Source organism: Vibrio sp. 10N.261.51.C6, from assembly GCF_041471785.1.
Lineage (GTDB): Bacteria > Pseudomonadota > Gammaproteobacteria > Enterobacterales > Vibrionaceae > Vibrio > Vibrio crassostreae_C.
In genome coordinates this window covers 15102-27883 of sequence record NZ_JBFRPB010000051.1, presented here as the reverse complement: position 1 = coordinate 27883, position 12782 = coordinate 15102, and the positions used below count along the sequence as shown (strand labels likewise).

The following is a 12782-nucleotide window of genomic DNA, read 5'->3' as shown; positions in this document are numbered from 1 at the left end:
ATCAATGGGAAGTTAATGAATCGCTGCGTTTTGTAGCTTTCTTTCACATATACTCATAAAGTGATCAAGATCAATCACCCTAAAGGGTAAGCTTGTTAGACTCCTCAACACAAAATAAGGCATTAAAAATGCCAAACATTTCTTTTAACTTAACTGCATAAAGCACAGCAAAACCGTGCAACATAATGTTAATGAGTTATAACTAAGAAATAACGCAATTACGCGAACTTATAGAATTCAATTTTAGAATTACTAACAAAAAATATGAGGAATCTATGTCAGACGTTGTCAATAATGCGAACTCTGAAGTAGAAGAGAAAAGCTATAAAGAGCTACACCGTCCTGCTTCTGAATTTGAGAGCCGCTCAGATTATCTAGATCACGAACTTCAAATCATGAAGCCTCGCCGCTTCGGTTTAAACCTTCCAGGTCGTGACTTCCGCTTTGAACTTGAAGATCTTGTTCCTGCACTTGCTGGTACTATTGGTATCATTGCGATGTACTCTGCAGTAATGATGTCGTGGGCTGATGGCCTAACTCAAGCTTGGGATCACGTAAACCTAGGTAAAGACTTCGCAATTGAAGTCGCTCGTGTAGAAATGCTTATTCCTGCACTACTGTTTTGTATCCTTGCTTCTGGTTTCTTTAACCCTAAAGCAAACCTTGCCGGCAACCACGGCCCAATGATCCCTCTTATCGGTACCATCGCTCTCGCTGGTGCTCACCCTCTTGCATTGGCCATCCTGATCGGTGTGTTCGGTCTCATCCTAAGTTTCCTAAAAGGCGGATCTAAACTTGTTAACCTAACTTCTGAAGGTACAGCAGGTGGCTTGCTCATATTCTTAGGCTTAACCGGTACCATGAGCCAAATCAACTCAATTCAAGAGTGGGCGGTTGGTCTTCAATCTTCTACCGTTGAAGCGGGCAGCATGGGTTACGTTGGTTTAATCGTTCTTGCTATTACTATTGCTATCTACGCTTTCTTAGCAAAAGTGAACAAGCGTTGGTTAGCTATCCCTGTTTGTGCATTCACAGGCCTTGCTATTGCATTAGTTCTAGGTGCTGGTTTCGACATCGTATTCGAAACTGAAATGGGTATTCCAAACCTAAACCCAGTTTACTGGTGGGGTTCTACTTCTGAAGGTTGGATGCTTGGCTTGCCAAACGTTGAACACTTCATCGCATCTCTACCATTTGCAATCCTTGCTGTAGCAATGTGGTCTCCTGACTTCCTAGGTCACCGTATCTTCCAAGAACTGAACTACCCTAAACGCTCTGAAAAAGTTCTGATGGATGTTGATGACACAATGACTATGTGTTCTGTTCGTCAAATGGTAGGTACTGCAGTTGGTGGTGGTAACATCACATCTTCTTGGGGTACTTACATGATCCCAGCAGCAATCGCGAAACGTCCAATTCCTGGCGGCGCAATCTTGCTTGGTTCTCTATGTATTATTGTTGCGATTCTTGGTTTCCCGATGGACGTAGCAGTATGGCCACCAGTGATGCGTGTTGCGCTACTTGTAGGTGTATCTCTACCTCTACTTGAAGCAGGTATGCAGATGGTTAAAGATTCAAAAGATTCTCAAGCGGCTGGTATCTGTATCTTTGGTTCAGCGGTTGTTAACCCAGTATTAGCATGGGCACTAACTATGCTTCTTGATAATAATGGTCTAATTGGTGATAAAGAGCGTGCAAAGCGTCTATCATTTGTAGATAAGATTGTTATCCCTGTTGGCGTTTTAGTTATCTGTCTAGTGGCAATGCTTGCAGTTGGTATGCTAGAAGGTCAGTATGGTCTAAAAGCTTGGCTATAATAGTCCTTACTACACAAAAGTAGTATTAGGATTAAAAAAAAGTTTGGGTGGCAACCCCTGCCACTCAAATTTTTTCAACTTTTTTTGGCATTTATTGATTTAGTTTAAGGTTTGCAGAAATTTTTTAGCGTAGTCTTGAATACATAGAGTAAAGACAACATATAAAAGGTAGTGACAATATATATAACCATATGATGCTTATATGCTCATATATATTGTTATTAATAAGAGTGTACTACCCTTACGAGGGGCGCTGGCTCAACAGTGTTAATGTACGTATTTTTTCTACTAAAAAGGTAGGTATGTCATGGCAGAGCAATTTGCTAAAGCTTGGGAAGATTTTGCTGCAGGTGAGTGGCAAAGCGAAGTAAACGTTCGTGATTTCATTCAAAAGAACTACACGCCGTATGAAGGCGACGAGTCTTTCCTAGTTTCTGAGGGTACTGAAGCAACTAACAAGCTTTGGTCTTCGGTAATGGAAGGTATCAAACAGGAAAACGCAACTAAAGCACCTGTAGATTTCGATACTTCTGTTATCTCTACCATTACTGCTCACGATGCAGGTTACATTGAGAAAGATCTTGAGACTATCGTTGGTCTACAAACTGAGAAGCCACTAAAACGTGCAATCATCCCTAACGGTGGTGTACGTATGGTTGAAGGTTCTTGTAAAGCATACGGTGAAACTCTTGACCCAATGGTTTCAAAAATCTACTCAGAATACCGCAAAACACACAATGCTGGCGTTTTCGATATCTACACTCCTGATATCCTAAAATGTCGTAAGTCTGGTGTTCTGACTGGTCTTCCTGATGCTTACGGCCGTGGTCGTATCATTGGTGACTACCGTCGTGTTGCACTTTACGGTATTGATTTCCTAATGAAAGACAAGCAAGCTCAATTTGCTTCTCTTCAAGAGCAATTCGAAAACGGTGAAAACCTAGCAGAAACAATGCAACTGCGTGAAGAGATCTCTGAGCAACATCGTGCTCTAGGTCAAATCAAGCAAATGGCTGAGAAATACGGTTTCGATATCTCTGAGCCAGCTCAAACAGCTCAAGAAGCTATCCAGTGGACTTACTTCGGCTACCTAGCTGCTGTTAAATCTCAAAACGGTGCTGCAATGTCTCTAGGTCGTACTTCGACTTTCCTAGACATCTACATCGAGCGTGATATCGCTGCTGGCAAGATCACTGAAGAACAAGCACAAGAAATGATCGACCACTTCGTAATGAAACTGCGTATGGTTCGTTTCCTACGTACTCCTGAGTACGATGAGCTGTTCTCTGGCGACCCAATCTGGGCAACAGAGTCTATGGGTGGTATGGGTATCGACGGTCGTACGCTAGTAACGCGTTCGAACTTCCGTTTCCTAAACTCGCTATACACTATGGGTCCTTCTCCAGAGCCAAACATCACTGTTCTTTGGTCTGAGCAACTACCTGACGGCTTCAAGCGTTTCTGTGCGAAGGTATCTATCGATACTTCTTCTATCCAGTACGAAAATGATGACCTAATGCGTCCTGACCTAGAGTCTGATGATTACGCTATCGCTTGTTGTGTATCTCCAATGATCGTTGGTAAGCAAATGCAGTTCTTCGGTGCTCGTGCTAACCTTGCGAAAACAATGCTTTACGCAATCAACGGCGGTGTGGACGAGAAACTTAAGATGCAAGTTGGTCCTGTTTCAGACAAGATCACTGACGAAGTTCTTAACTACGATGACGTAATGGGTCGCCTAGACACATTCATGGACTGGTTAGCTAAGCAATACGTGACTGCACTAAACAGCATTCACTACATGCACGACAAGTATAGCTACGAAGCGTCTCTAATGGCTCTTCATGACCGTGACGTTCGTCGTACTATGGCTTGTGGTATCGCTGGTCTTTCTGTTGCTGCTGACTCACTGTCTGCAATTAAGTTTGCTAAAGTGAAGCCAATCCGTGACGAAGACGGTATCGCAACTGACTTCGAAATCGAAGGCGATTACCCTAAATACGGTAACAACGACTCTCGTGTAGATGATATTGCTTGTGAACTAGTTTCTACGTTCATGAACAAGATCCGTAAGCTTAAGACTTACCGTAACTCTATCCCTACACAGTCAGTTCTTACTATCACGTCTAACGTTGTATACGGTAAGAAAACTGGTAACACTCCAGACGGTCGTCGTGCTGGCGCTCCTTTCGCTCCTGGTGCAAACCCAATGCACGGTCGTGATGAGAAAGGTGCTGTAGCATCACTAACGTCTGTAGGTAAACTACCGTTTGCTGACGCACAAGATGGTATCTCTTACACGTTCTCTATCGTGCCAAACGCACTAGGTAAAGAACAAGACAGCCAACGTGCTAACCTTGCAGGCCTAATGGATGGTTACTTCCACCACGAAGCTGGCATTGAAGGTGGTCAACACCTTAACGTTAACGTTCTTAACCGCGAAACTCTTGAAGACGCAGTTAAGCACCCTGAGAAATACCCTCAGCTAACAATCCGTGTATCTGGTTACGCTGTTCGCTTTAACTCTCTAACTGCAGAGCAACAAGCTGACGTAATCGCACGTACATTTACTGAGTCTCTATAAGCTCACGCTCAATAGACAGTAAATAATATTAGCCTCGCCAATGTGCGGGGCTTTTTTATATCTGAAATAAATCGCACTACACTCACCTATCCCGCGAAATGTTAGGTTGAGCAAAAAAGCACCCTGCCATTCACTTTTTTTCCACAAATTCTGTCAAATTACGGTAATATCGCGGTTCATAATTTAAGAGTAACTGCTCCATGAAATACCTGCGTTGTTTACCCCTGATTCTTCTCTCTTTCTCATCTTTAGCCTCTGAGCGTTCTACGTTAACTTTTGCTTTAGATAATGATGGTATTTTTGGTGTCGACCAAGACTATACCAACGGCTTATTTCTGGGTTACACATCATCAAGTATTACGCCATATAACTGGGTAAAACCATTGAGTCTTTCCTACTGGGGCGCAAGCTCTCTAGACAAGTGGGAAATCACCATTGGCCACAAGATGTATACGCCTTCTGACATTGAGTTAGAAACGCCATCGCCTAATGATCGCCCATACGCAGGTTACCTTCACACTGAATTCAATTACATCAGCTTAAACCCACAGCAAGCCCAGCGTTTTAATATCACGTTTGGTACTACGGGCGAACGTGCACTGTCTGAAGATGCTCAAAAGCTGGTTCACTCAATCACTAAGTCGGATGAGCCGATGGGTTGGGAATACCAAGTCGATGATGAATGGGCGGGAAGCGTTGGTTACCTAAGCCATTTCAACCTAATGCGTAATCAAGCTCTTGCGAATACTGACTACGAAATCTCTAACGTTTCTGAAATCAACGTCGGTAACTTTAGAAGTGACATTTCAACGGGCTTCATGTTTCGTTGGGGTACAGACTTAGGCGGTAACTTTGGTGCAGCTAACATCACCACAGAAAACCCATTCAAACCGGGCATGATCGGCGCATCAAACGCTGGTTGGTTTACCTATGCAGGCCTCGAAGGTCGCTACCGATTCAACGACCTGACTATCGAAGGCGATCGCTCAGGTGTTGATGAGTACGCTAATAAAAACAACGAAGATCCAGCGATCTACGATGTGACTTTAGAGAACATTCAAGCAACTGCTGTATTGGGTGTCGCTTGGTATAACCGATACGTTGGTGCCTCTTTAGCGCTAACCGCAAAAACACCGGATTACGAAGAAGCGAAAGAGTCAGTGTACACCACTGGCGGTATCACAATGTTTGCTTTCTTCTAGCCACCAGTAAGGGCTTTCGTCCTTTACTTTTCAAGTTTAATAAAGGCAATCATCTTCACAGGTGGTTGCCTTTATTTTTAAAGGTCTCGTTACCATTTGACCCTATTTTATGTACCGTTTTTGTAATAAAATAAACGGTATAAATTCCTCTACGAGAATAGCTCATGTCTACAACTGGTCGCATTCACTCATTCGAATCTTGTGGTACTGTCGATGGCCCTGGTATCCGCTTTATTGTGTTTCTTCAAGGCTGCTTAATGCGTTGTATGTACTGTCATAACCGTGATACATGGGATCTTCATGACGGAAAGGAAGTAACGGTCGAAGAGATCATCAACGAAGCAAAATCATACCGTCATTTCATGAAAGCATCGGGCGGTGGTATCACCTGTTCTGGTGGTGAAGCGATGCTACAACCTGAGTTTGTTCGTGACTTTTTCCGCGCAGCTCAAGCTGAAGGCATCCACACTTGTCTTGATACTAATGGCTACATTCGTAAGCACACTGAAGTGGTTGATGAAGTCCTAGAAGCCTCTGATCTAGTTATGTTGGATCTTAAGCACATGCGAGATGAGATTCACCACGATTTCATTGGTGTATCAAACAGACGTACTCTGGATTTTGCGCGCTACCTACACAAAATCGGTAAGAAAACGTGGATTCGTTATGTGATTGTCCCTGGCTACACGGACACGCCTGAAGATGCTCATCTGCTAGGTGAATTCATCAAAGACATGGATAACATCGAGAAAGTAGAGCTGCTTCCATACCATAAGCTGGGTGCACATAAGTGGGAAGCACTTGGTTTTGACTACCCTCTTGAAGGTACAAATCCGCCAAGCAAAGAGAAAATGGATGAGATTGTTGCTGTTCTTAGCCAGTATCATTCAAACGTAAAATACTAATACTGCAGACGATGCTCAACCTCTATTTTAAACGCCTCAATTTCGATTGGGGCGTTTTCTTTTCTAGCGCTAACTATCCTTTCACTTTTCTTTACAACTTTTGTTTATCAATTAAAAAAATCATATTAAATCCGTGTTGAGATCATGTTTCCACGCGTAGGAATGCTGTTACTCTTACTGCAACAAAAGAATATAACATTTAGTTTTTTAGTGAGGCTCATCCCATGGAAATGACCAATGCTCAGCGTCTAATTCTATCAAATCAATACTACCTAATGTCTCAAATGAACCCTGAGAACTCGGCGAAATACCAGCGTCTACAAACGATTGTAGAACGTGGTTACGAACTCCAAATGCGTGAGCTTAACAAAGAGTTTGGTTGTTTGACTGAAGCAGAATGTCGCGAAATTATCGACATCATGGAGATGTACCATGCAATGCAAGAGTCGAACAAAATGCTTGCAGAGCAAGAGCGTGCTGAAGTAGACCAACGTCGCCTGCAGTTCTTAGGTTTTGATATCGCTTCTGAAGCGCAGATCGTACACTACGTGCGTTTCCTTGTTGATTCTGAAGGTCTTTACCCTCAATTCGACAAAGCCGATCACCACTTCAATAGCCAGATGCCAATGCTAGAGAAGTACCGTCGCATGCTAACAACATGGCGCAACTGCCCTCGTCAGTACCACCTATGTGCGACAGAGCTATCTCAAATCTTTAGCGCTTAATTCGTTAATAGATCAGCGATAACTTTTAAAAAGTTTCAAGAAAAAGGGTTACTCATCATGAGTAACCCTTTTTTTATTCGAATCACTTGAACTAGAAAACGCAAGCAGCGTCAAATAACGCAGTAACCTTCTAGAGTATCAATTTACCATTTCAAACATAATGAGAATCAATAACGACTTTTTTGATAAACCATTCTCACATTCTCTTGTTATTTTCTGATAGCCAAGCGCATTAGACCGTTCATCATGCAAGATTATCAATAAGGCTCGGCTATGTATCTAGCATACATAAATCCAGCACGGGTATTATTAAGCAACCTAAAATCTCAAAACAAACGACCAGATCCCCTCGAATGGAAAATAATTTGATTCTACGCGCCTCAAGTTGCCTATTGCGCTCGCCACGTTTTTCACACGCAAAATTGTAAATAAATACATAATTGTTAAGCAAAATTGTGGAAGCGGGTCTAACCTTAAAATGTAGGGAGAGCCTATTTTTCAATCGCTCGTCAGTTTTGACTGGTTAACAAGGGGAATGTGACTATGAGTATCTTTGACCACTATCAATCACGTTATGAAGCAGCCAAGGAAGAAGAGCTGACATTGCAGGAGTTCTTAGGGCTGTGTAAAGACGATAAAAGTGCTTACGCTAATGCTGCCGAGCGCTTATTACTAGCCATTGGCGAACCAGAGGTTATTGACACTGCTCAAGACCCTCAACTGAGTCGTATTTTCTCGAACCGTGTCATCTCACGCTACAGCGAATTTAAAGATTTCTACGGTATGGAAGATGCGATTGAACAGATTGTTTCTTACTTAAAACATGCTGCGCAAGGTTTAGAAGAACGTAAACAAATCCTTTACCTACTTGGCCCTGTGGGCGGTGGTAAATCTTCTCTCGCTGAAAAACTCAAAGCCCTGATGCAGAAACTACCAATCTATGTATTGTCTGCTGACGGTGAACGAAGCCCAGTAAACGATCACCCATTCTGTCTATTCGACGTTAACGAAGACGGCGACTTATTGAAGAACGAATATGGCATTGAGAAACGCTATCTTCGCTCAATTATGTCTCCGTGGGCAGCGAAACGTCTACACGATTTTGGCGGTGATATTTCCAAATTCAAAGTCATCAAACTGCGCCCTTCTATTCTCGATCAAGTTGCGATCGCGAAAACGGAGCCAGGTGATGAAAACAACCAAGATATCTCGTCTCTGGTTGGTAAAGTTGATATTCGTAAACTTGAACACTTCTCTCAAGATGATCCTGATGCCTACAGCTACTCTGGTGCGCTTTGTAAAGCCAACCAAGGTGTGATGGAATTCGTGGAGATGTTCAAAGCGCCAATCAAAGTATTACACCCTCTGCTTACGGCAACACAAGAAGGTAACTTCAACGGTACCGAAGGGCTTTCTGCACTGCCATTTGACGGTATGATTCTCGCTCACTCGAACGAATCTGAGTGGCAGACCTTCCGTAACAACAAAAACAACGAAGCATTCCTCGACCGTGTGTACATTGTAAAAGTCCCTTACTGTCTGCGTGTGTCTGAAGAAGTTAAGATCTACAAGAAACTGCTTGAGCACAGTGAGCTATCCCAAGCGCCTTGCTCACCAAGCACACTCGATCTGCTATCGCAATTCAGCATTCTTTCGAGACTAAAAGAGCCTGAAAACTCATCTCTATTCTCTAAGATGCGTGTTTACGATGGTGAGACTCTAAAAGACACCGATCCAAAAGCGAAGAGCTACCAAGAGTACCGAGATTATGCTGGCGTTGACGAAGGCATGTCTGGGCTATCAACGCGTTTCGCCTTTAAGATCCTGTCTCGTGTGTTTAACTTCGACCAAGCCGAAGTGGCCGCGAACCCAGTGCACCTGTTCTACGTTATTGAGCAGCAAATCGAACGGGAGCAGTTCCCTCAAGAGACCGCCGAGAAGTACCTAGAGTTCTTGAAAGGATACCTAGTGCCACGCTACGTAGAGTTCATCGGTAAAGAAATTCAAACCGCTTATCTAGAGTCTTACTCTGAGTACGGTCAGAATATCTTCGACCGCTATGTCACCTACGCAGATTTCTGGATTCAAGACCAAGAGTACCGCGACCCAGAAACAGGCCAACTATTTGACCGTGCTTCTCTGAATGGTGAACTAGAGAAAATCGAGAAGACAGCCGGTATCAGTAACCCTAAAGACTTCCGAAATGAGATTGTGAACTTTGTGCTTCGTGCCAAAGCCAACAATAACGGTCAAAACCCAGTGTGGACGAGCTACGAGAAACTGCGCACTGTGATTGAGAAGAAAATGTTCTCTAACACAGAAGAGCTACTTCCTGTTATTTCGTTCAATGCTAAGACCTCAACGGATGATCAGAAAAAACATGACGACTTCGTTGCTCGTATGATGGAAAAAGGCTACACCGAGAAGCAAGTGAGACTGCTATCTGAGTGGTACCTAAGAGTTCGTAAATCCTCATAACTAAACGGTATTGAGCTGCTCAACTGAGCAGCTCGTATAAACCAATAACTTTTATACCTTAGTAAATCAATAACTCTTATACCCGAATAAAAAGTAGGATCGCGACATCAGCTGAGAGGGAGTTCTTATGGCACAATTTATCGATCGGAGGCTCAATGGCAAAAATAAGAGTGCTGTGAATAGACAGCGTTTCTTACGACGCCATAAAGAGCAAATCAAAGAATCTGTGGCCGATGCAGTTAACCGACGCTCAATCACCAATACAGAAACAGGTGAAGACGTCACTATTCCCCATAAAGACATCAAAGAGCCGAACTTTCACCAAGGTCAAGGCGGCGTAAGAGAGCGCGTTCACCCAGGTAATGATCAGTTCATCACTGGCGATAAAATCGAACGCCCTAAAGGTGGTGGTCAAGGTGGTGGCTCAGGCCAAGGCGACGCAAGCCCTGATGGCGAAGGCCAAGATGAATTTACCTTCCAAATTTCAAAAGATGAGTATCTTGATATTCTCTTTGAAGATTTAGCTCTACCTAATCTAGAGAAAAATCAGGTCAACAAAATCACCGAATGGAAAACTCACCGCTCTGGTTACCAAAGCGCGGGGATTCCATCCAACATCGCTATCGTTCGTTCACTACAGCAATCTCTGGCTCGTAGAACCGCGATGACAGCAGGTAAAAAACGCGAGCTTAACCTACTGATGGAACAGCTTGACCAAGTTAAAATGACGGAGCCGGCACAACCTTTTGAGGAAGGTCGCCTCAAAGAAGAGATTGCCGAGTTACGTAAAAAGATTGAAAGCGTGCCGTTCATTGACACCTTCGACTTACGTTTTAAAAACTACGAGAAGCGCCCTATTCCATCTAGCCAAGCCGTGATGTTCTGTCTAATGGATGTATCGGGCTCTATGGATCAGGCCACAAAAGATATTGCGAAGCGCTTTTATGTTCTTCTGTATCTGTTCTTAAATCGCACCTACGAAAACGTCGATGTTGTGTTTATTCGTCACCATACTCAGGCTAAAGAGGTCGACGAACATGAGTTTTTCTACTCACAAGAAACGGGTGGCACCATTGTTTCAAGCGCACTGAAACTGATGAAGGAAATTGTCGCAGACCGCTACCCTGCTAATGAGTGGAACATCTATGCAGCACAAGCCTCTGATGGCGATAACTGGGCTGATGACTCTCCTCGCTGTAAAGAGTTACTGGTCAATACGCTTCTGCCAACTTGCCAATATTACTCTTACATCGAAATAACACGCCGCTCTCATCAAACACTTTGGCACGAATACGAAAAACTCGAGAGTAGCTTTGACAACTTCGCCATGAAAAACATTAAAACGGTGGATGATATTTTTCCTGTGTTTAGAGAACTGTTCCAGAAAGAGACAGTGTAAGGGAGTTTGCCATGACAGCGAAATCAAACGTTGCAGAGAAAAACAAAGCTGCAAAAAAGAAAAACGACAAGATGCTGCCTGATGGTCCAGATTGGACGTTCAACCTCTTGGAGAAATACCACGTAGAAATCAAACGTGTTGCGCAGCATTACCGTTTAGATACTTACCCAAACCAGATTGAAGTGATTACTTCAGAACAGATGATGGATGCCTACTCGAGCATTGGTATGCCTATCAATTACAACCACTGGTCTTTTGGTAAGAAATTCATTCAAACCGAGCAAAACTACAAGCATGGCCAAATGGGCTTGGCATACGAAATCGTAATCAACTCCGATCCGTGTATCGCTTACCTGATGGAAGAGAACACGGTCACAATGCAGGCGCTGGTAATGGCTCACGCTTGTTATGGCCACAACTCTTTCTTTAAAGGCAACTACCTGTTCCAAACATGGACCGATGCCAGTTCCATCATCGATTACTTGTTGTTTGCTAAGAAGTACATCAGTGGTTGTGAAGAGAAATATGGTGTTGCTGAAGTCGAGCAGCTCCTTGATTCTTGTCACGCACTGATGAATTACGGCGTAGACCGATACAAACGCCCTGAGAAGATTTCCATTGCAGAAGAGACAGCAAGACAAGAAGAACGCGAAGCTTATCTGCAATCTCAAGTGAATGAGCTATGGCGAACCGTTCCTCAAAATAAAAGTAAGGAAGAAGAGACCAAGATCCGCTTTCCTAGCGAGCCTCAAGAAAACATTCTCTACTTTATCGAGAAGAACGCACCACTGCTTGAACCTTGGCAACGAGAGTGTGTTCGCATCGTTCGCAAAGTGAGCCAATACTTCTACCCTCAAAAACAAACTCAAGTGATGAACGAAGGCTGGGCAACCTTCTGGCATTACACCATTCTTAACCACCTTTACGACGAAGGCTTGGTGAGTGATAAGTTCATCTTAGAATTCCTACACAGCCATACCAGTGTCGTCGCACAACCTGCCTACAACAGTCCTTATTTCAGCGGGATAAACCCTTATGCGCTTGGCTTTGCGATGTTTAGAGACATCCGACGCATCTGTGAAGAGCCAACCGATGAAGATAGAGAGTGGTTCCCTGAGTTAGCCGGAAGTGATTGGTTAGAAGCGGTGCACTTTGCGATGCACAACTTCAAAGATGAAAGTTTCATCAGCCAATACCTTTCTCCAAAAATCATTCGAGACTTTAAGCTGTTCTCTGTACTCGACGACGACCGTAAAAATACCATTGAGGTGAGTGCTATTCATGATGATCCGGGCTATCGCCTGATTCGTGAGAAGCTTGCGGCGCAATACAACCTAAGTAACCTTGAACCAAACATTCAGGTGTTTAATGTCGATGTTCGTGGTGACCGCTCAATGACACTGCAATATGTGCCTCACGACCGCATCCCGCTTGATAAAGGCTACGACGAAGTGATGAAGCATCTCTATCGCTTGTGGGGCTTTGATGTGATTTTGGAAGAGCTCAAAGACACGGGTCATAGAGAGATTCTGACTACTTGTCCAAAACGTAATGATTATGGAGCCAAGATTTAATATCAATCACAGTAAGTCAGTGTTTGGTATAAAACTCCGCTCCCCCTACAACATAGTGGTCACCCGCTCGGAAGTGGAGCAATAAAAAAACGCATAAG

General features: G+C 43.6%; 8 protein-coding genes. All 8 read left to right on the top strand.

Going from position 1 to position 12782, the window contains the following annotated elements:
* Positions 1–275: 275 nt before the first annotated feature.
* The 8 genes from AB4375_RS13735 to AB4375_RS13700 all read left to right on the top strand — a co-directional run bounded on the left by AB4375_RS13735 (position 276) and on the right by AB4375_RS13700 (position 12684).
* On the top strand, positions 276–1817 hold the full coding sequence (locus AB4375_RS13735; protein ID WP_372051810.1) for a DUF3360 family protein: 1542 nt from the start codon (positions 276–278) through the stop codon (positions 1815–1817).
* Positions 1818–2124: 307 nt separating this feature from the next.
* Complete coding sequence (gene pflB, locus AB4375_RS13730; RefSeq protein ID WP_017063492.1) at positions 2125–4401, top strand: formate C-acetyltransferase; 2277 nt, start codon at positions 2125–2127, stop codon at positions 4399–4401.
* A gap of 200 nt (positions 4402–4601) precedes the next feature.
* On the top strand, positions 4602–5603 hold the full coding sequence (locus AB4375_RS13725; RefSeq protein WP_017063491.1) for a lipid A deacylase LpxR family protein: 1002 nt from the start codon (positions 4602–4604) through the stop codon (positions 5601–5603).
* A gap of 164 nt (positions 5604–5767) precedes the next feature.
* On the top strand, positions 5768–6508 hold the full coding sequence (gene pflA, locus AB4375_RS13720; RefSeq protein WP_010437353.1) for a pyruvate formate lyase 1-activating protein: 741 nt from the start codon (positions 5768–5770) through the stop codon (positions 6506–6508).
* A 224-nt stretch (positions 6509–6732) separates the two neighbouring features.
* Positions 6733–7233 carry a YfbU family protein gene (locus AB4375_RS13715; protein ID WP_017070032.1) on the top strand — a complete coding sequence of 167 codons (501 nt, stop codon included), beginning with the start codon at positions 6733–6735 and terminating at the stop codon, positions 7231–7233.
* Between the two features lie 543 nt (positions 7234–7776).
* Positions 7777–9711, top strand: coding sequence for a PrkA family serine protein kinase (locus AB4375_RS13710; RefSeq protein ID WP_017062132.1), 1935 nt, complete (start codon positions 7777–7779; stop codon positions 9709–9711).
* Between the two features lie 127 nt (positions 9712–9838).
* Positions 9839–11110: a YeaH/YhbH family protein gene (locus tag AB4375_RS13705; RefSeq protein WP_372051809.1), complete on the top strand. Its 1272-nt coding sequence runs from the start codon at positions 9839–9841 to the stop codon at positions 11108–11110.
* Positions 11111–11121: 11 nt separating this feature from the next.
* Positions 11122–12684 carry a SpoVR family protein gene (locus tag AB4375_RS13700; protein WP_017062134.1) on the top strand — a complete coding sequence of 521 codons (1563 nt, stop codon included), beginning with the start codon at positions 11122–11124 and terminating at the stop codon, positions 12682–12684.
* Positions 12685–12782: the final 98 nt, after the last annotated feature.